This is a genomic window from Bacillus sp. BS98 (assembly GCF_008432245.1).
Taxonomy (GTDB): domain Bacteria; phylum Bacillota; class Bacilli; order Bacillales; family Bacillaceae_G; genus Bacillus_A; species Bacillus_A toyonensis.
Genome location: NZ_CP043830.1, coordinates 3,954,888 through 3,975,450 on the forward strand (window position 1 = coordinate 3,954,888; position 20,563 = coordinate 3,975,450).

A 20,563-nucleotide genomic window follows, 5' to 3' on the forward strand; every position below is an offset into this window, starting at 1 on the left:
GAATGAGTGGTACTCCCCACTCATTCTTAAAAACATCACACGTACTTATATGTATGGAGGTGACCATGATGGTATGGTATGACATTGTATTAAGATTATTTATCGCAATTATTATAGGTGCTTGCATCGGAATGGAAAGGCAATGGAGACACCGGATGGCCGGTTTACGGACAAATGCTCTCGTATCACTTGGTGCCTGTATATTTGTTTTATTATCCGTCATGCTTGATCATGATGCTAGCCCCTCACGTATTGCTGCTCAAGTTGTTAGTGGGATTGGCTTTTTAGGAGGCGGTGTGATTATCCGTGACGGTTTTAGTATTAGAGGATTAAATACTGCGGCTACTTTATGGTGTGCTGCTGCTGTCGGTACTCTTACAGGCGCTGGTTTTCTCCTTGCAGCTATATTAGGTGCAGCCGGCGTTTTACTAGCAAATATACTACTTCGCCCGATCGCTCTCTTTATGAATAAAAAATCAAAAGAAGAATCACCTGAACAAACAAACTACTTCCTTTCTCTTACTTGTTCCGAAGAAAATGAAGCACATATTCGTTTTTTACTCATGCACATGGTAAGTACAGAAGGTCTCGGTTTAAAAGAGTTATATAGTGAAGATGTAGATTCTAAGCAAAAAGTCTGTATACAGGCTACATTACATTGCAAGACAAATGCGGCTATCTTAATTGAAAAAATAGTAAGTAGAATGTTATTAGAATCTGGCGTTACTGCTGCTGGGTGGAGGACTTCTTTAGATTTAGAAGCAAGTTAAATATGAAAGGTGTCATGCTATTTACTACTTCATGACACCTTCTACATAAACTTATTTTCTAACTTTTGTTGAAACGACTTCTCTTGCTTACGTAGTAGTTGACTACCTCGTTGTAAAAGCGGTGTTCCATACTTATCATTAATTTGATCAATGACAGCAAGTAGTGGTTCTTTTTTCGCATCCTCTTCAAATGAAAACAAATCTAATTGTTTCACCGATTCTGTCTTCCACTCTATTTCAGTAGCTGTAACACCTAATAAACGAACGGAATCACCGTCCCAATGTTGCTTCCATAAACGGGATGCTGCTTGAAAAATATCGCGTTCTTCCCAAATTGCATTTTTCAATTGCTTACTCCGTGTTACCGTTCGCCTATCATGGTATTTAATCATAATTTGAATATTATAGCTGACAAGAGTTCGCTTTTGTAATCTTTTACTCACTGATTTTGATAAACGTTCTAACATATCAAGTAACTCTTTCTCTTCATCCATATCCTTTGAAAAGGTCGTCGAATTACCGACACTTTTATGCTGTCCCATTTGACTCGGATCAACTTCTCTATCATCCATACCTTTTGCACGCCTTTGTAAATCAACACCGTGCTTTCCAATTTTAGCGCGAATGATATGCTCGTCTCCCTTTGCCAATTGTTCAATTGTCTGTATATGAATATCATTTAATTTTTCAGCTGTTTTCTCACCAATTCCATGCATGGCTCCAACTGGAAGTGGCCAAATCAATTCTGGAATATCACGTTTTCGAAGTACAGTAATACCAAGTGGCTTTTTCATATCTGAAGCGGTCTTTGCTAGAAAAAGATTTGGAGCAATTCCAATACTACACGGAAGCTGTAACTCTGTTAACAACGCTTGTTGAATCATCTTTGCTATTTCAAGAGGCGAACCGAGTGCATAGCAATCTGTAATATCTAAATATCCTTCATCTATAGAGACTGGTTGTATCTTTTCTGTAAAACGGGAAAGGATTTGAAACATTTGAAATGAAGCTTCACGATATAATGTAAAATTTGGATGCCTTACAACTAATTGTGGGCATAACCTTTTCGCTTCCCAAAGAGGCATCGTCGTACGTATTCCATATTCTCTCGCCTCATAACTACACGTTATAATAATTCCTTTTCTCTCTTTTTCATTTCCAGCAACCGCTAATGGCTTTCCTTGTAATGATGAATCATGAGCAATTTCAACAGATGCGAAAAAACAATTCATATCCACATGTAAAATAACACGGCCATTTTTCGGATACATTTCTCGCATAATACTCCCCCCTCAAAAGAACATTTGTTCCTTCATTATACCAAATTCATGTACAATATAATAATTACTTATTCTTTTTATCCTTATTTTTGCTATACTTAATACGAAATATGGATATTATTGTAAAATGAGTGACTTATTATGAAATCTAATAGTAAACTTAACTCTACCTTTCTCATTATTATATTAATCCTCTTAATTAATTACTTACTACTCCCCATTTTTAATATTAATACAGCTGGACTCCTCCCTCGTTTACTAAGTATCGTAACAACTTATATACTGCCATGGATTTTCTTATATTGGTTTATCCGCCTAGTGAAAGCAGTTGAATCAAAATAAAAAAGACGTGTAAACCATAATTGGTTCACACGTCTTTTTTATTTTATTACTTCGCTACTTCTTCAATAATTGCAACAACTAATTCTGCTGTTTTCACTAATTCTTCAACAGGAATCTTCTCGTTTGTTGTATGAATTTCTTCATAACCAACCGCTAAGTTAACTGTTGGAATACCGTGTCCTGCAATTACGTTTGCATCACTTCCGCCACCACTTTGGTGAAGAGAAGGTGTGCGACCAATTTTTTCAGCTGCACGTTTTGCAACTTCTACAACGTGGTCGCCATCAGCAAATTTAAATCCTGGGTACATAACGTTTATTTCAACGTCTGCTTGACCACCCATATCTTTTGCAGTTGTTTCAAATGCTTCTTTCATTTTCGCAACTTGTTCTTCCATTTTCTCGTTGATTAAAGAACGAGCCTCTGCAAAGATTTGTACATGATCACAAACGATATTTGTTTGTGTACCACCTTCAAAACGTCCAATATTTGCAGTCGTTTCAGAATCAATACGACCAAGTGGCATCTTCGCAATTGCTTTCGCTGCGATCGTAATTGCAGATACACCTTTTTCTGGTGCTACACCAGCATGAGCTGTTTTCCCGCGAATAATTGCGTTCACTTTCGCTTGTGTTGGAGCTGCAACAACGATTTCACCAACTTTTCCATCGCTATCTAATGCGTAACCATATTTCGCTGTAATGCGCTCACGGTCTAATGCTTTTGCACCAACAAGTCCAGATTCTTCTCCAACTGTAATAATAAATTCAATTTTACCATGAGGAATATTTTTCTCTTTTAACACACGAATTGCTTCAAACATTGACGCTAATCCTGCTTTATCATCCGCACCTAAAATTGTAGTACCATCTGATACGATATATCCATCTTTAATAGAAGGCTTAATTCCATTACCAGGAACTACTGTATCCATATGAGAAGTAAAGTAAATTGTATCCACGCCATCTTTTGTTGCTGGTAAAGTACAAATTAAGTTACCTGCACCATGACCAGTTACAGACATTGTGTCATCTTCAAATACTTCTACACCTAAATCTGTAAATTTCTTTGTTAATACTTTGCAGATTTCTGCTTCAAATTTCGTTTCAGAATCTACTTGTACTAATTCCATAAATTCATTTACTAAACGTTCTTGATTAATCATAAGACTGCGCCTCCTGCACTACCATTATGTATGTAACACTACTAATTATAACAGAATTCCGCAAAAGTTTCGAAATACAAGACAAAAAACAGACGGTTTATATGTCTAGATAACCATCTGCTTTCGATTACTCATTTAACAATACCCAGCGCATATGATCTTCCCACACTCCATTTACCATTAACATCTTCCTAGATACACCCTCATACTGGAAGCCTATTTTCGTCACTACTTGTATAGATGCTAAATTACGCGGCATAATTGGTGCTTCTATACGATGTAAATGAAATTCCTCAAAAGCAACTGCAATTGCTTTTCTAAGCGCTTCTGTCGTATAACCTTTATTTAACTCTTCCTTATCTAATTTATAACTGAGTACACAAGATTGATAAATACCACGAACGATTAAATTAAATGAAATACAGCCAATTATTTTCGTGTCATCACCTTTTTTAAAAATCCATAGCCTAATGATCTTACCTTCTGTAAACTCTTTTCTATCCTTTTGTAGCTTTTTCTTTTGATAATCTAACGTAAAAAAATCCTCCGGTCTATACTCTTCCCAAGCTTTTAAAAATTCACGATTTCTGTCGTAATATTGAAGAATTTTTTCAGCATACGACTCATCGATTTCCCTTAAATGTAAGCGGCCTGTCTCATATATTTTCATCATCGTATCTCCATTCCTCAGCTTGCAAAACAAAAACTCACAATCTATCTTTTAATATATTCTCTATGCATACTTAAATTTCCTGTTATATTTTGCAACCCCTTCCCGAAATTTGTCCTTTCTCTCCCCTTGTCCACAGTTTCATTTCTCGTTACAATGAAGGTGTACTGATTTGCAAGGAGGTTTAACGATGCATAAAAAAGCTCAAAAAGTTATGGTTTATATCATGCTAATTTCTATGCTTGTAACAACATTACTTGCTGGCGCAAGTATGTTTTGGTAAAAAGGGCGATGTGTTCGTCCTTTTTTTACGTTTTACACATAATAAAATAAACCATCTCGACATCGAGATGGTTTATTTTATATAAAGCACAACCGCTACAATACTAAAGGAAAATGCCATTACTAACGCTATCACAAAACTCGTGTACTGTTTGTGTTGAAACGCCCCAATAACAAAAGTAAGATTAAGTAATGCCATCAATACAATCGCTACAACGTAAGAGCATATATTAAAAGTTGCCAATATGAATGTAATCACAAATAGAAAGCCAATAAAAAACTGCATATACGAAATTTTTGGATTCAAGTACATATGAGCAACCCCTTTACCTATTTTTATCCCGCATTAACGGGGAATAACCTCGCACTGATTAAAGTTTCACTTTATCTTTCTATATTTTCATTAACGCATGGTTATGTACACATGTCAAGACAACTTATGATAAAAGAAAAAGCCAACCTTTGCGTTGGCTTTTTCATATGCAATGGCACCTTTTTCTTTTGCCAATTGCTGAAATGTTTTTTTCGACTTCACAATCCACACTTTTGTTCCAATTGGAATGCGATCAAATAAATATTCCACATCGTTTTTCTTCATTCTTATACATCCTTGTGAAATATACTTTCCAATTGAACTTGGTTGGTTTGTTCCATGTATTCCATATTTACTCCCATCAGTTCCTCTTGCATTAAACCCAATCCACCTTGATCCAAGTGGATTTTTTGGTGAACCACCTGGAATATCTTTTGCAATATAGTACGGGTCCTTCGCTTTCATTACAATATCAAAAGTTCCTTCTGGGGTTAATTCATTCGTTTTTCCTGTCGCTACGGGAAAAATCTTTTGAATTTTCCCATCGTCAATGTAAGCTAGTTTATTCGTCGCTTTATTTACAATAATGAAAGGATCTCCGGCACGTGGATTATCACCAAGAGGCCAAATCGGCGATAAAGAAAGACATAATATGAAAGAGAGAAGATACGGCATAAATAATTCCTACCTTCTATATAAGTTCTTTTATATTATCCTTTCCCTTAAAGCGACTTTTAATGAGTAAATATTGCTCCATTTCATATACAAGTTGAACAAGTTTTGCACGTATTTCAAATTCTTCACGTGTGACTGGTAACGGCATTTCTCTAAACAATTCTCTCATTTCTTGAAGCTGCCTTAAGGAAATAACACCTGTACTTTCAGGGCTAATTGCATTCCCAATATTTTCAACAACATCGGCAATCATATCAGCTTGTTCATATGTCCACGATAAAGAGGCTGCCAATGGTATCATTCGCTCTAAAATTTCGAATTGTTGCATGCGCATATTAAAGTAACGATAGTAATAATCATCTTCGCGCATAAATGCATTCTCAAGCTTCTTAAAAGATAAATCTCTTGCTTCATTTAGCATATTCTCGGTTTCAATGAGTTCTGCCCCGCTCCAACTACTTTCTCGATTTCGTAAATACACAACCATTTCAAACAATATCGTTTTAAAATTACTTTCTATTTTATTCCGATACTCTCTTAGCTTATTTTCACTACTTGGCATATACATGTTCACTAATAACGCCACACTAATTCCTATCGTTAATATAGCAATTTCATTTCCAACTATAAGCCATGTAATGTGTTTCAATGAATATAGATGCATAACAATAACTGAACTCGTGACGATGCCTTCTTGAATTTTCAACATAACTGCAGTCGGAATAAATGTAAGTAATAATACGCTAATTGCAAGTGGGGTATAGCCAATTGTTTCAAAAATGCAAAATGCGAATACCATTGATAATACACAAGCTAAAAATCGATGTACCGATACTTGAAGTGATTTACGCTTCGTATTTTGTACACATAATATAACTAAAATACCTGCTGAACTATAAAATTCTAACCCTAATAACTGAGCAATAAAAACTGCCGCTCCTGTCCCTATTGCTGTTTTTACTGTACGGTATCCAATTTTAAACATATCATTACTCCTATATGTATAAACGTATTTACAGTTAGTATAAAAAAAGGATGACACAATGTCATCCTTTTCTACTTATTATTCACATAACCTTTTCATATTACAATATTTTTTGTAAAAATTGTTGCGCACGTTCACTTTTTGGTGCTGCAAAAAATTGTGCTGGCGGACTGTCTTCTACAAGGTTTCCTCCGTCTAAGAAAAGAACGCGATCTGCCACCTCTTTTGCAAATCCCATTTCATGCGTAACAATCGCCATCGTCATTCCTGTCGTCACTAATGATTTCATAACTTCTAGCACTTCTTTCACCATCTCTGGGTCTAGCGCTGATGTTGGTTCATCGAACAGCATAACTTCCGGTTCCATCGCTAAAGCTCTCGCTATCGCTACACGTTGCTTTTGTCCCCCTGAAAGGCGATTCGGATACGTATCTTTTTTATTTAACAAGCCTATTTTTTCTAAAAGTTTCTCGGCTTTCTTTTCAGCCTCTTGTTTCGTTACTCCTTTTACATTGATAGGAGCATACGTAATATTTTCTAATACAGTCATATGAGGGAATAGGTGAAAATGCTGAAATACCATTCCTACATTTTCACGAACGTGCATTATATTCGTTTTCGGATTCGTTACTTCTTCCGTTCCAATCCAAATGCGACCATTTGTCGGTGCTTCTAACACATTCATACAGCGTAAAAATGTTGATTTCCCTGATCCGGACGGTCCGATAATTGCAACTACTTCCCCTTTTTCAATCGTTGTTGTAATGCCTTTTAATACTTCGTTTTTCCCGAATGATTTATGAAGGTTTTCAATTTTAATCACTTTTTTTCATTCTCCCTTCAATTGCCTTCCCGACTAATGTAAGAATAATGACTAGCGTATAGTAGATCAGACCAACAAATAGTAGCGGCTCAAGATATTTAAACGTTTCACCGCCTACAATGTAAGCGCGGCGCATTAAATCCGTCGCACCTATTACTGTGACTACAGCAGACTCTTTCGTAAGCGTCGCAAACTCGTTTACAAGTGCCGGTAATATATTTTTTAAAGCTTGGGGAAAAATAATATTTCGCATCATTTTTCCATATGGAATTCCTAAAGCCATCGCAGCTTCAGTTTGTCCTTTATCAACCGCTTGAATGCCGGCACGGATGACTTCTGACATATATGCACCTGAATTCAAACTAAATGCTAGTACAGCCGCTAAAAAGGCCGGTATCTCATAACCAATTATTTGCGGGACACCAAAATAAATAATCATTAATTGCAATACAAGTGGTGTACCACGGAAAATTGATGTATAAAGATCTGCCGCTATATTTAATGCTCGTATTCTAGCAATCTTACAAAGTGCTAATAACGTTCCTAAAATAAATCCTGCTAAAGCTGATACTGCTACAATTTTCAAAGTAACTTCTAGCCCTTTTAATATATACGGTATCGAAGGCGTAATCGCCGAAAAATCCAAGTTCATTCTTTTCATTCCCTTCACAGAAAAGTGAAAGGCAGCTTATTTTCCGCTGCCAAACCACTTCTTCACTAATTTATCCATTTCTCCGTTTTCTTGCATTTTTTTAATCACTTTATTAAATTCAGCTGTTTTATCACTGTTTTTCGGAAGGGCAATTGCTGCTCCTACTTCTTCTGGCGCTTCTTTAATTTCAATTCCTTGTAAATCTTTCATTTTCTCTAAATAATTTTTCGCTACTGTATCTTCTAAAATCGCCGCATCAAAACGACCCGCTTTAATTTCTTGTACAATTTCTGGTATACGGTCACGTCCCTCAGCTTTGAAATCAACTTGTTTTTTAAATTCCGCCGCCTTCTCTTCTTGAATAGATCCTGTTTGTACCCCTACTTTTTTCCCTTTTAAATCTTCTACTGATTTAATGTTAGAATCCTTTTTAGAAACAATCATGTTTTTCGCAACAAAATATATATCTGTAAAATCTACATTATTTTTACGCTCTGCCGTTGGCGTCATACCTGCCATTACAAAATCAACTTTTCCTGAGCTAAGAGACGCTAATAAACCACCAAAATCCATATCTTTCACTTTCACTTCATACCCAAGTTCTTTTCCGATATACTTTGCAATATCAATGTCAAAGCCAATAATTTCATCACTCTTTGAAGCTTCTACATATTCATAAGGTTTATAGTCTGCTGAAGTTCCCATTACAAGTACTTTCTTATTTCCTTTTTCTTCTTTTACGTCCCCATTACTACACGCACTAAACATACTTACAATTAAAATAAGTGCAAACGATATCGATAATAACTTCTTCATCTTTCTTCCCCCTAATAATGTATATTTAAAAGTTTAATAGAATATTTATTCGATGTTTGTATTGTATCAGCAGTTTTATTTTTATGCAATATATAAAATAAAAACAAATTAAATAACATTAAATAACGCATTCTTAATGCATAAAAAACTGCATAATAAAACAAGATGATGTATATTCCATCGCTTTGTATAATTAATAAAAAAAGGCGGTACACCCACTTAATCGTGGGCGTACCGCCTTTTCACTTATTTATAGTTCTTCACAATTCTCTTCAAAATACGATTGTAATTTCGCAATAACTTGCATCGGTTCATGACCTTCAATTTCATGACGTTCTACCATCGTTACAATTTTTCCATCTTTTAATAAAGCAAATGATGGAGAAGAAGGTGGATACCCTTCAAAATATTCACGAGCTCTTGCTGTTGCTTCTTTATCTTGACCTGCAAACACCGTTACAAGATGGTTAGGACGTTTATCATAATGTACGGAATGCGCAGCAGCAGGGCGAGCAATACCACCTGCACAACCACATACAGAGTTTACCATTACAAGTGTTGTACCATTTCTTTTAAACGCTTCTTCAACTGCTTCTGGTGTCGTTAATTCTGTATATCCAGCAGAAACGATCTCTTCACGCGCTTGACGAACAACATCATTCATAAAAAAGTTAAAATTAATCAATCTTTTCCCTCCTCTAAATCTACCTATTTGTATCTTACCAGTTAATGTTTATGAAATACAAGTAAGTTTACTTGTATTTAAGCATAGAAAAGGTGTTAGAGCTCTTGCTCTAACACCTTTTTGTCATTTTTCCATAATTTTCATATATTCAACAATCATTTTTTTATGCGATCCAACAATATAGTCAGGTAGCTCCGTTACTGGAAAGAATTTAAGCTGAACCGCCTCCTCTTTATTCATAACAAAATGTCCTTCGTATTCATCCGTATAATAAGCTGTCGTTACAGATTGAAATTCATCACCGTTTGCTAATTTTGTAAAGTAGTTCGCTCCAGAAAACACATTGATTAATCGTAAGTTCTTTACTTCTATACCTGTCTCTTCATATACTTCACGGTAAGCTGTTTCTTCTGGTGATTCACCAAGCTCCATGAGCCCGCCAGGCAGCCCCCATTTTCCATACGGTTCTGTTCGTTGTTGCAATAATACATCTCCATGTTCATTTATAACGAGTACAACAGCACCAACTAAAATTAAAGGGCGATGACCAACTATTTTTCGTAATTCTTCTACATATCCCATCGTATCGCCTCCTTTTTCGTTGTCCACACTATTGTATCATATGTATGAAACGACAAAATGCGTATATTTTTCATTTTTTTAACAAAATATTTATTTTATGTGCTTCATCTACTGTAGCTAACATAATAGATTCGACTTCTGTACTCTCCTCTAGAAATTCTCTCGCCCACGCTTCTGTTTTTCCTAATAAAGCAAGAACATCTTTCTGAATCCTCCCATCCTTTACTAATACAAAAGAAACTGGAGATTTTTTTCCCGCCACTTTAAGATCAAGTCGCGAAACTGCTTCATATTCTGGATATCTAAATATAGAAACGACACCGTTCGCTTCCCATAATGCTAATTTGATTGTTTGAATATCGCTCACATTTCGCATACGAAGTTCCGAAAATAAATATTCCACGGTAATTCTCGCTTTTTTCAAATTGCTAAAATCAATGGAACCATTGTGTATAAGAATGATAGGTGCTGGCTCTAAAAAACGTCTCCATCTATCCCATTTCAGCATTAAAACTGAGCTTATAATATGAAGTACAACGAGTATGAACGTTGTAATCATCGAACCGAGTAACCCTACTTTTTCATCAGACAATGCGTTAGAAATATTCCCACCAAGCAATAGCACTAATACAACATCTAAAAAACGAAGTTGTGCGATAGATCTTTGCCCCATCGCTTTCGTAACTAATATTAAAAATACGTATGCTATTATAGCCCGTACAACCCATTCCATATTTGAAAGGTGCCGTGCCCCTTCAAAAATATGCATATGCATCATTCGCACCCCATCTCAAACTGCTAGTCTGTTTTAGTTTGCAACGTTTAAGAGCATATATGTAAAAAAGCTAGTTCGTTTTTACACGAACTAGCTTTTTTACTTAACTGAAAACATATATTTTTTATACGTTTTCCGTACCGATAATATGAGACCCATCATAATCATATTCGAGAACAAGGAACTTCCCCCATACGATAAGAAAGGCAATGCAATCCCTTTTACAGGCATTAATCCAACGATCATACCGATGTTTTGGAATATTTGAACCGTTAATATCCCAATTGATCCAGCACATAATAATGTACCGAATAAATTATCAGCAGAATAACCAATAATAATTGTTCTATATAGTAGTAATAGGAACAAGAACACAACTAACGCTGCTACGATAAATCCACCTTCTTCGGCAATTGTAGCGAAAATAAAGTCAGTATGCTTCTCAGGGATATAGACGTTCCCTTCGCCAAATCCTTTCCCTTCCATACCGCCACTACCTACAGCTAAAATCGATTGCTGCGTTTGATAACCTTGATCTGTATGTTCAAATGGATCTAACCAACCTAAAATACGTGATTGTTGGTGAGGTTTTAGTAAAGTAACTAACTTATTAAAGAAGAAATCCTCATACCTTACGTAAATAAATATTAACGTAGTTAATATGGTGACTGGAATAACTGTACATAACGCTATCAATTTCTTCTGAATACCTGACATAAATAAAATACATGCAATGGCAGCAGCATATAAGAACACCATCCCTGTATCCGGTTGGCTATATACAACAGCCATAGGCGGGAGGGATACTAGCACGATTTTACCTACTAATTTTAAGTCCGTTTGGAATGTCCTTGCCATATACTGTGCATTATGTTTCACTGCTATACTTGCTACTACGAGAAGCAATGAAATTTTGAAAAACTCAGACGGCTGAATTTGTCCAACTAGCGGAAATACAAACCATCTTTTTGCACCTAATTTTTCAGGTGTGAAAGTGGAAACTGGTAGTATTTTCAAAAGAATAAGTGAAGCAAATCCAACGATATAAAGTGGCCAAGACAATTTTTGTAATTGATCTAGGTCAATGCTTGCAACAAGCAATAACAATACAACCCCAATTATGTAGTTCAAACCCTGTTTCATCGCAAAGTTTGCCTCTCCATATTGGCCAGTTTGCTGACTGCTATATATAGCAGCTATACTCGTAACACATAGTGCACACAAAATTAAAATTAATTTTACATCTAAACTTTTTAGAAACTCGGTACTTCTTTTCATGACATCCTCCTGAAACATTGTTACAGCAAAATAAAAAACCAGGAGTCAACATTCTTCATGTTTTGACGACTGATTACACATTATCTATAAAACACTTATATAGAATAACTCTCTTTTTCATACAATACAATATATTATACTACAGTTTCGTCAGTAAGATTTGCCAAAAAAATTATTCTTTTCTTATTTTATATCCATATACCATATATCAGCAATGTATTTTCATAAATTCCTAATACATAATCGTTCATTGTAAGATTACTGGGAAAGATATTATACATATAGTAGGTTGTAGATGAAGAAATAAGATGATAAAAAGCTCGCATAAGCGAGCTTTTTATTAATATACAGATGTATTATTTTCTGACGTATTTTCTAAAATTTCTTTTACACGTCCTAAGAACTTACCACAAATTAAGCCATCTAGTACACGGTGATCAAGTGATAAACATAAGTTAACCATGTCACGAGCACCGAACATACCGTTATCCATAATTACTGGGCGTTTTACAATTGATTCAACTTGTAAAATAGCCGCTTGAGGGTAATTAATAATACCCATAGATTGAACAGAACCAAATGATCCTGTGTTATTAATTGTAAATGTTCCACCTTGCATTTCGTCCGCTTTTAACGATTTCGTACGTACTTTTCCTGCAAGCTCTGTAATTTCACGAGCGATACCTTTAATCGTCTTCTCATCCGCGTGTTTAATTACTGGTACAAATAGTTCTTCCTCTGTTGCAACAGCGATAGAAAGGTTAATATCTTTCTTCTGAACGATTTTATCGCCAGCCCACATAGAATTGATTTGAGGATACTCTTTTAACGCTTGTGCTACTGCTTTTACGAAGAAAGCAAAGAACGTTAAGTTAAAGCCTTCGCGCTTCTTAAAGTCACCTTTAATTGAATTACGGTATGACACAAGGTTTGTCACATCTACTTCAATCATCATCCAAGCGTGTGGCGCCTCATGTTTACTACGTAACATATTCGCTGCAATTGCTTTACGCACACCTGTTACTGGAATTTCGATATCGCCAGGCATTGTCGGTACAGAAACTGGTTTCGCAGCTTCTACTTTTTGCGCTACTGGCGCTGCTTTTGATGCTTCTGGGCGCGCTTCTACTACTGCTACAGCTTCCTCTTTTTTCGCACCTACTTGCGGAATGTTTCCAGATTCCACTAGTTTTAAAATATCTTTACGAGTGATACGACCATTTGCTCCCGTACCTTCTACTAAATCTAAATCAACGTTATGCTCGCCCGCAAGTTTTAATACCGCTGGTGAAAAACGTGGTTTTCCATCAGTTGGTTGTTTTACTTTCGGCGCTTTTTCAGGCGTAGTTACTTCTGCCTTTGGTTCTTCTTTTGTTTTTTCTTCTACAGCTGTTGCTGCTACTTCATCCGCGCCTTCTACTTGAATGACACAAACTACTTCACCTACAGCTAACGTATCACCTTCACCAGCGATTAACTCTTTCACAATACCAGTGAAAGAAGATGGTACTTCTGCATTTACTTTGTCAGTCATTACTTCTGCAAGCGGATCATACTTATTTACGTGATCGCCAACATTAACGAGCCATTTACTAATTGTGCCCTCTGTAACGCTCTCCCCGAGCTGAGGCATTGTAATATTTTCTACAGCCATGTATAGTCCCCCCGATTAAAATTCCGCAAGTTCACGCATTGCTTTTTCAACTTTATCTGGATTTACCATAAAGAATTTTTCCATTGTTGGTGCATATGGCATTGCTGGAACATCTGGGCCTGCAAGACGTGCAACTGGTGCATCTAAATCAAACAGACAATTTTCAGCGATAATTGCCGCCACTTCACTCATAATGCTTCCTTCTTTATTATCTTCTGTTACAAGAAGAACTTTACCTGTTTTAGAAGCAGCTTCTATGATTGCTTCTTTATCTAATGGATACACAGTACGTAAATCAAGAATGTGTGCAGAAATGCCATCTTGCGCTAACTTCTCAGCTGCTTGAAGAGCAAAGTGAACACATAATCCGTAAGTGATAACAGTAATATCATCACCTTCACGTTTTACATCTGCTTTTCCGATTGGTAATACATAGTCATCTTCTGGCACTTCACCTTTAATTAAGCGATAGGCACGCTTATGCTCAAAGAATAGTACCGGATCTTCATCACGAATTGCAGCTTTTAATAAGCCTTTTGCATCATATGGTGTAGAAGGGATAACAATTTTTAAACCTGGTTGGTTTGCAAACATCGCTTCTACAGATTGTGAATGATACAATGCACCGTGAACCCCCCCGCCAAATGGCGCACGAATTGTAACTGGACAAGTCCAATCATTGTTAGAACGATAACGAATTTTTGCTGCCTCAGAAACAATTTGGTTTACTGCTGGCATGATGAAATCAGCAAACTGCATTTCAGCGATTGGGCGCATACCATACATTGCCGCACCAATTGCTACCCCAGCAATTGCAGATTCTGCAAGCGGTGCATCAAGTGCACGATCTTCACCAAATTGATCGTATAAACCGTGTGTCGCTTTAAACACGCCACCTTTTTTACCAACATCTTCTCCTAAAACGAATACTTTCTCATCGCGTTCCATTTCTTCGCGCATTGCTAATGTAATAGCATCAATATAAGACATTACAGCCATGAAACGTTCCCCCCTATTCTGCGTATACGTGCTTCAATGCATCTTCAGGTGCTGCATACGGAGCATTTTCTGCATATTCTGTTGCTTCATTTACGATATGCATAATTTCGTCTAACATTTGTTTTTCAAATTCCTCAGTTAACACGCCAGCTTCTTTTAAATAAGCTGCAAATGTTATAATTGAATCTTTTTTCTTTGCTTCTTCTACTTCTTCTTTATCACGATAAACACGATCATCATCGTCACTAGAATGTGCTGTTAAACGATATGATACTGTTTCAATTAAAGTTGGACCTTCACCACGTCGACCGCGGTCTGCTGCTTCTTTTACAGCTTTATATACTGCAAGCGGATCGTTTCCGTCTATTGTATATCCAGGCATACCGTAACCAATTGCACGATCTGATACGTTTTTACATGCTAATTGTTTTTCAACCGGAATAGAGATTGCATATTTGTTATTTTCACACATGAAAATAACAGGTAGTTTGTGTACACCAGCAAAGTTTGCCCCTTCATGGAAGTCACCTTGGTTTGAAGAACCTTCTCCAAATGTAACGAACGTTACTAAATCTTTCTTCTCCATTTTTCCAGCTAAAGCAATACCAACTGCATGTGGTACTTGTGTTGTTACTGGAGATGAACCTGTCACAATACGATTTTTCTTTTGACCGAAGTGACCAGGCATTTGACGACCACCAGAGTTTGGATCTCCAGCTTTCGCGAAAGCTGACAACATAAGCTCTTTAGCTGTCATACCAAACGCTAGTACAACACCCATATCACGGTAGTATGGTAATGCATAATCTTTCTCTCTATCAAGAGCGAACGCTGCTCCAACTTGTGCAGCCTCTTGTCCTTGACAAGAAATTACGAATGGAATTTTACCTGCACGGTTTAATAACCACATACGTTCGTCAATTTTACGTGCAAGTAACATCGTACGGAACATTTCTAATACTTGCTCATCACTTAAGCCAAGCTCTTCATGGCGCTTTTCTTTTACTTCTGCCATTTTTCATAACCTCCTAAATCCACATTTTTATGCGTGTAACGCTCTTCCATCTACAGCAAGTGCTGCTTCACCAATCGCCTCAGATAATGATGGATGCGGATGAATTGTATGTGCTACTTCCCAAGGTGTTGCATCAAGTACTCTTGCAAGACCAGCTTCAGAAATCATATCTGTTACGTGTGGTCCAATCATATGAACACCAAGAATGTCATTTGTTTCTTCATCAACTACAAGCTTTACAAAACCATCAGATTCTCCGTATACAAGCGCTTTTCCGATTGCGCGGAATGAGAACTTACCTACTTTTAACTTATAGCCTTTTTCTTTCGCTTCTTGTTCTGTTAAACCGACAGAAGCAACTTCTGGACTGCTATATACGCATTTTGATACCATAGAGTAATCAATTGGCGTAACTTCTTTCCCTGCAATATGTTCTACTGCAACAATTCCTTCGTGAGAAGCAACGTGAGCAAGTTGTAAGCCACCGATTACATCTCCAATTGCGTAAATATGAGATTCTTTCGTTTGATAAAACTCATTTGTTTGAATGTATCCTTTTTCCACAACGATATCCGTATTCTCTAAACCAATATTTTGCGTATTGGCTTGTCTTCCTACAGATACAAGCATTTTTTCTGCTTTAAATTCTTTATTCTCACCGTTATGTTCAGCTTGAATTGTTACTCCATTATCTTTTACCAATGTTTCTGGTAATACTTTTGCACCAGTCACCACTTTAATACCTTTTTTCTTGAACAGACGTTGCATTTCTTTTGAAACGTCCTGATCTTCTAGTGGTAAAATCGTTTTCGCATACTCTAACACTGTAACTTCTACACCGAAGTCAGCAAGCATAGATGCCCACTCAATACCAATTACACCGCCACCAACGATAATGATTGAACTAGGAAGCGTTTCCATTTTTAGGGCATGATCTGAAGACATTACATACTCTCCGTCTAACTCTAAACCTGGTAATGAATTTGGACGAGAACCCGTTGCAACAAGTACATTTTTTGGAATTAACATTTCATTCTCTTCTCCACTTGCAAGTTCAACTGAAATTGTCCCTGGCATCGGAGAAAAAATAGACGGGCCAAGAATACGGCCAATACCTTCAAACACATCAATTTTACCTTGTTTCATTAAATGTTGAACACCTTTATGAAGCTGCGTTACAATCTTCTCTTTACGCTCTTGTACTTTTGCAAAGTTTAGTTCTACATTACTTGCAATAACTCCGAACTCTTCGCTTTTTTTAGCAGTTGCGTATACTTCCGCACTACGTAAAAGAGCTTTACTAGGAATACATCCTTTATGCAAACAAGTACCACCAAGATTTTCTTTTTCAACAAGTGCTGTTTTTAATCCTAGTTGTGATGCGCGAATTGCAGCAACATATCCACCTGTACCGCCGCCAACGATGACTAAATCATATTCTCTTGCCATTATCTCAACCCCTAGCTACTGTTTGTTTTTCTCTTACCACATACTCTTTCGGCGCTTCTTCTTCACGTAATACACGAAGTGCTCCTTCTGCTAACGCTTCTAACTCATCTTCCCCTGGATGTACGATAACATCTGCAATCCAATCCACTCGTTCTTTTATTTCATCAACAAGTATTTTACTGTATGCAAGTCCACCAGTTAATACGATTGCATCGATTTTTCCGTGAAGTACAGCACTAGCTCCGCCAATCTCTTTCGCAACTTGATATGCCATTGCTTTATAAATAAGAGTTGCTTCAGGATCGCCTTTTTCAACCATTTGTTCTACTTTAATTGCATCATTTGTACCGATAAGACTTACAAGTCCACCTTGTCCGACAAGTTTTTTAACCATTTCGTCTCGGTAATACTCACCAGAGAAACACATCTCAACTAATTGTCCTACTGGTACTGTACCAGCACGCTCTGGACTAAATGGTCCTTCTCCGTTTAAGCCATTATTAACATCGATAACTTTTCCTTTTTTATGAGCACCAACTGTAATACCGCCGCCCATATGTGTAACTAATAAATTTAAATCCTCGTATTTGTGGTTTAATTCTACAGCCACTTTACGAGCAACTGCTTTTTGGTTTAATGCATGGAAAATACTTTTACGTTCCATACCAGCAATACCGCTTATACGAGCAATCGGTTCCATTTCATCTACAACGACAGGATCCACAATGAATGCTGGAATATTTAATCCAGAAGCGATTTCATATGCTAAAATGCCTCCAAGATTCGAAGCGTGATGACCGCTAAATCCATTTTTCAAATCTTCTAACATTGCATCGTTTACTGTGTATGTTCCGCCTTCTATTGGACGAAGTAATCCACCACGCCCACAAACAGCGTTCAATTTTGAAATGTTAATACCGTGAGAATGTAAAACTTCTAATATTGTTTCTTTTCGAAACTCATATTGGTCGATAATTCGTTTATATTTCCCAATCTTTTCTTCATCATGACGAATTGTTTCTTCTAAAACAGGTCTTTCATTATCAAAAACACCAATTTTTGTGGATGTACTACCCGGGTTAATAACAAGAATTCGATTTAAGGACAATGTTGCTACCTCCACTAATAAATTCAAAAGGACGTGGAAACCTCATAAGAGGTAACCACACCTTTTGTAAAAGTTATATATGAATGATTAGCGACGGCTAATAATGTCGTGACCGTTGCGTAAGTATGTGCTACGAGAGTTTTTCAAGCTTGCAATGCGCTCTTCAGCTAAACGATCTGCTGCTACATAAGTTGCTATGCCATCGCGTTTTGAAATTTCGATTACTTTTGCAATTGTGTCATAAATTGACTCAACACGTTTTAGCGCACGTTCTCTATTATATCCATATAATTCGTCTGCTACGTTAATTACGCCACCTGCATTAATTACATAGTCTGGTGCGTATACAATACCCATTTCATGAATGATGTCGCCGTGACGATCTTCTTTTAATTGGTTATTTGCAGAACCCGCGATTACTTTTGCTTTAAGTTGTGGAATAGTTTCATCATTAACTGTTGCGCCTAATGCACATGGTGCGTAAATATCACATTCAACACCGTAAATTTCATTTGGCTCAACTGCTGTTGCACCGAATTCTTCTACTGCACGTTGTACAGCTTCTTTATTAATATCTGTAACAATTAATTTTGCTCCTTCAGCGTGTAAATGTTTGCATAGATGATATGCTACGTTACCAACACCTTGAACAGAAATTACTTTTCCTTCTAGATTATCTGTACCGAACGCTTCTTTCGCAGCTGCTTTCATACCACGGTATACACCATATGCAGTTACTGGAGATGGGTTTCCAGAAGAACCGAATGAAGGTGAAATACCTGTTACAAAGTCAGTTTCTTCATGGATAATATCCATATCATCTACTGTAGTACCAACATCTTCAGCTGTAATGTAACGTCCGTTTAATCCTTGAATATAGCGTCCTAATGCACGGAACATCGCTTCACTCTTATCTTTACGTGGGTCACCGATAATTACTGTTTTCGCTCCACCTAGGTTTAAACCAGCTGCTGCGTTTTTGTATGTCATCCCTTTTGCAAGACGCAATGCATCTTCAATCGCCGCTTCTTCAGAATCATATGTCCACATTCTTGTTCCACCAAGAGCCGGTCCAAGTGTTGTATCATGAATTGCAATAATTGCTTTTAAACCTGATTCTTTATCTTGACAAAATACTACTTGCTCATAATCATATTTTTCTAAGTATTCGAAGATTTCTAATGTCATTGTCGTTTCCCCCTAATGTTTTACCCTTTTTGGTTTATTTTGAAGCAGTCGTAACTGCCAATGCTAATGAATATACTTTTGTTTCTGCTGAATCAGCACGAGATGTTAAAACTATCGGTGCTTTTGCACCAGCAATCATCGCTCCTACTTTTGCATCTGCAAAGTAAACGAGTGATTTATAGAGCACATTTCCAGCTTCAATCGTTGGGACGAGTAAAATGTCTGCCTTACCTGCTACATCACTTACTATGCCTTTATGCTCTGCTGCGATTTGTGATACTGCATTATCTAAAGCAAGTGGTCCATCAACGATACAATTTTTAATTTGTCCGCGGCGATTCATTTGTGTTAACATCGCTGCATCAATTGTCGCCTGCATCGCTGGATTCACAACCTCTACTGCTGCGATTGGTGCCACTTTTGGCAACTCGATTCCTATTGCCCGGGCAACTTCTACAGTATTTTGTATAATAGCAGTTTTTTGTGTTACATCAGGTGCGATGTTCATCGCTGCATCTGTAACGAAAATAAGACGATCGTAATTTGGAACTTCAAATGCTGCTACATGTGAAAGCACGCTACCTTTACGTAACCCCCACTCTTTATTTAACACAGCCTTTAAAATATTCGCTGTTGGGATGTTGCCCTTCATAAGCACATCTGCTTCACCGTTTCTCACAGATTTAACAGAAAGCTCTGCAGCCTCAGCACTTGACGCTGCTGCAATCACTTCAATGTGGTCTGAAGTTTGTAAACCATGTTCTTGTAGCATCCCCATTATTTTTTCTTGATTTCCATATAGACGAAATTGAGCTAGCTGTAATTTAATCGCTTTCGCTACAGCTTCAATTACTTCATGATCTTCAGCTACTGCTACAGCTACAGTTTTTTTAGGCTGTCCTGCTGCTTGATCAATTAAGTGTTCTAACTTCATATTTTGTAATCAACCCTTTCCATCGTCCCTCGTTTATTTATAAAGCAAATACCGTGCCAACTTTTTAAAGTGGTCTTACCAATAATGAAAACGCATTCAAAATGCAGTAAAATCAATACTTTG

Annotated in this window: 23 protein-coding genes; 3 read left to right on the forward strand and 20 right to left on the reverse strand. The window is 36.9% G+C overall.

Features of this window, described 5'->3' with window-relative positions; translation table 11 throughout:
• The first annotated feature begins 68 nt into the window (after positions 1 to 68).
• Positions 69 to 770, forward strand: coding sequence for an MgtC/SapB family protein (locus F0362_RS20410; RefSeq protein ID WP_000262352.1), 702 nt, complete (start codon positions 69 to 71; stop codon positions 768 to 770).
• A gap of 41 nt (positions 771 to 811) precedes the next feature.
• Here F0362_RS20410 and F0362_RS20415 read toward each other — a convergent pair whose 3' ends face one another.
• Positions 812 to 2,050: a DNA polymerase IV gene (locus F0362_RS20415; RefSeq protein ID WP_001208869.1), complete on the reverse strand. Its 1,239-nt coding sequence runs from the start codon at positions 2,048 to 2,050 to the stop codon at positions 812 to 814.
• A gap of 141 nt (positions 2,051 to 2,191) precedes the next feature.
• On the opposite strand from F0362_RS20415, the gene F0362_RS20420 reads away from it, so the two are divergent.
• On the forward strand, positions 2,192 to 2,392 hold the full coding sequence (locus F0362_RS20420) for a hypothetical protein (RefSeq protein WP_002093303.1): 201 nt from the start codon (positions 2,192 to 2,194) through the stop codon (positions 2,390 to 2,392).
• A gap of 46 nt (positions 2,393 to 2,438) precedes the next feature.
• On the opposite strand, the gene F0362_RS20425 is transcribed toward F0362_RS20420, so the two are convergent.
• Positions 2,439 to 3,557, reverse strand: coding sequence for a tripeptidase T (locus F0362_RS20425; protein WP_000609821.1), 1,119 nt, complete (start codon positions 3,555 to 3,557; stop codon positions 2,439 to 2,441).
• 127 nt (positions 3,558 to 3,684) lie between these two features.
• Positions 3,685 to 4,230 carry a GNAT family N-acetyltransferase gene (locus tag F0362_RS20430; RefSeq protein WP_002044843.1) on the reverse strand — a complete coding sequence of 182 codons (546 nt, stop codon included), beginning with the start codon at positions 4,228 to 4,230 and terminating at the stop codon, positions 3,685 to 3,687.
• Positions 4,231 to 4,417: 187 nt separating this feature from the next.
• Between F0362_RS20430 and prli42 the strand changes: the two genes are divergently transcribed.
• Positions 4,418 to 4,510, forward strand: a complete 93-nt coding sequence (gene prli42 / locus F0362_RS20435) for a stressosome-associated protein Prli42 (protein ID WP_000549039.1) — start codon at positions 4,418 to 4,420, stop codon at positions 4,508 to 4,510.
• A 72-nt stretch (positions 4,511 to 4,582) separates the two neighbouring features.
• On the opposite strand, the gene F0362_RS20440 is transcribed toward prli42, so the two are convergent.
• The 17 genes from F0362_RS20440 to yqiS all read right to left on the reverse strand — a co-directional run bounded on the left by F0362_RS20440 (position 4,583) and on the right by yqiS (position 20,440).
• Positions 4,583 to 4,822: a DUF3894 domain-containing protein gene (locus tag F0362_RS20440; protein WP_000281158.1), complete on the reverse strand. Its 240-nt coding sequence runs from the start codon at positions 4,820 to 4,822 to the stop codon at positions 4,583 to 4,585.
• Positions 4,823 to 4,936: 114 nt separating this feature from the next.
• Complete coding sequence (locus F0362_RS20445) at positions 4,937 to 5,497, reverse strand: L,D-transpeptidase (RefSeq protein ID WP_001146537.1); 561 nt, start codon at positions 5,495 to 5,497, stop codon at positions 4,937 to 4,939.
• Positions 5,498 to 5,513: 16 nt separating this feature from the next.
• Positions 5,514 to 6,482: an aromatic acid exporter family protein gene (locus F0362_RS20450; RefSeq protein ID WP_000472694.1), complete on the reverse strand. Its 969-nt coding sequence runs from the start codon at positions 6,480 to 6,482 to the stop codon at positions 5,514 to 5,516.
• Positions 6,483 to 6,582: 100 nt separating this feature from the next.
• Positions 6,583 to 7,305 (reverse strand): amino acid ABC transporter ATP-binding protein, encoded by a 723-nt coding sequence (locus tag F0362_RS20455; protein ID WP_149889940.1) that lies wholly within the window; start codon positions 7,303 to 7,305, stop codon positions 6,583 to 6,585.
• Positions 7,298 to 7,957, reverse strand: coding sequence for an amino acid ABC transporter permease (locus F0362_RS20460; RefSeq protein WP_001046918.1), 660 nt, complete (start codon positions 7,955 to 7,957; stop codon positions 7,298 to 7,300). Before F0362_RS20460 ends, F0362_RS20455 begins: the two co-directional genes overlap by 8 nt.
• A gap of 36 nt (positions 7,958 to 7,993) precedes the next feature.
• Positions 7,994 to 8,773, reverse strand: a complete 780-nt coding sequence (locus F0362_RS20465; protein WP_000735464.1) for a transporter substrate-binding domain-containing protein — start codon at positions 8,771 to 8,773, stop codon at positions 7,994 to 7,996.
• Positions 8,774 to 9,023: 250 nt separating this feature from the next.
• The gene (locus tag F0362_RS20470) at positions 9,024 to 9,437 is read right to left on the reverse strand and encodes a BrxA/BrxB family bacilliredoxin (RefSeq protein WP_001979317.1); all 414 of its coding nucleotides are present in this window, start codon (positions 9,435 to 9,437) and stop codon (positions 9,024 to 9,026) included.
• A gap of 144 nt (positions 9,438 to 9,581) precedes the next feature.
• The gene (locus F0362_RS20475; RefSeq protein ID WP_000542538.1) at positions 9,582 to 10,040 is read right to left on the reverse strand and encodes an NUDIX hydrolase; all 459 of its coding nucleotides are present in this window, start codon (positions 10,038 to 10,040) and stop codon (positions 9,582 to 9,584) included.
• A 70-nt stretch (positions 10,041 to 10,110) separates the two neighbouring features.
• Positions 10,111 to 10,815: a DUF421 domain-containing protein gene (locus tag F0362_RS20480; protein ID WP_000550952.1), complete on the reverse strand. Its 705-nt coding sequence runs from the start codon at positions 10,813 to 10,815 to the stop codon at positions 10,111 to 10,113.
• 99 nt (positions 10,816 to 10,914) lie between these two features.
• Positions 10,915 to 12,093 (reverse strand): FtsW/RodA/SpoVE family cell cycle protein, encoded by a 1,179-nt coding sequence (locus F0362_RS20485; RefSeq protein WP_000831187.1) that lies wholly within the window; start codon positions 12,091 to 12,093, stop codon positions 10,915 to 10,917.
• Positions 12,094 to 12,433: 340 nt separating this feature from the next.
• Positions 12,434 to 13,747, reverse strand: a complete 1,314-nt coding sequence (locus F0362_RS20495; RefSeq protein WP_000257669.1) for a dihydrolipoamide acetyltransferase family protein — start codon at positions 13,745 to 13,747, stop codon at positions 12,434 to 12,436.
• Between the two features lie 15 nt (positions 13,748 to 13,762).
• Complete coding sequence (bfmBAB, locus tag F0362_RS20500; RefSeq protein ID WP_000290072.1) at positions 13,763 to 14,746, reverse strand: 3-methyl-2-oxobutanoate dehydrogenase subunit beta; 984 nt, start codon at positions 14,744 to 14,746, stop codon at positions 13,763 to 13,765.
• 13 nt (positions 14,747 to 14,759) lie between these two features.
• Positions 14,760 to 15,761: a 3-methyl-2-oxobutanoate dehydrogenase subunit alpha gene (bfmBAA, locus tag F0362_RS20505; protein ID WP_000852549.1), complete on the reverse strand. Its 1,002-nt coding sequence runs from the start codon at positions 15,759 to 15,761 to the stop codon at positions 14,760 to 14,762.
• A 27-nt stretch (positions 15,762 to 15,788) separates the two neighbouring features.
• Entirely contained in the window at positions 15,789 to 17,210 is a 1,422-nt protein-coding gene (gene lpdA / locus F0362_RS20510; protein ID WP_000090439.1) for a dihydrolipoyl dehydrogenase, read from the reverse strand.
• Positions 17,211 to 17,214: 4 nt separating this feature from the next.
• Positions 17,215 to 18,318 carry a butyrate kinase gene (buk, locus tag F0362_RS20515; RefSeq protein WP_000056190.1) on the reverse strand — a complete coding sequence of 368 codons (1,104 nt, stop codon included), beginning with the start codon at positions 18,316 to 18,318 and terminating at the stop codon, positions 17,215 to 17,217.
• Positions 18,319 to 18,405: 87 nt separating this feature from the next.
• The gene (locus F0362_RS20520) at positions 18,406 to 19,506 is read right to left on the reverse strand and encodes a leucine dehydrogenase (RefSeq protein WP_000171363.1); all 1,101 of its coding nucleotides are present in this window, start codon (positions 19,504 to 19,506) and stop codon (positions 18,406 to 18,408) included.
• Positions 19,507 to 19,540: 34 nt separating this feature from the next.
• On the reverse strand, positions 19,541 to 20,440 hold the full coding sequence (yqiS, locus tag F0362_RS20525) for a phosphate butyryltransferase (RefSeq protein ID WP_000763063.1): 900 nt from the start codon (positions 20,438 to 20,440) through the stop codon (positions 19,541 to 19,543).
• Positions 20,441 to 20,563: the final 123 nt, after the last annotated feature.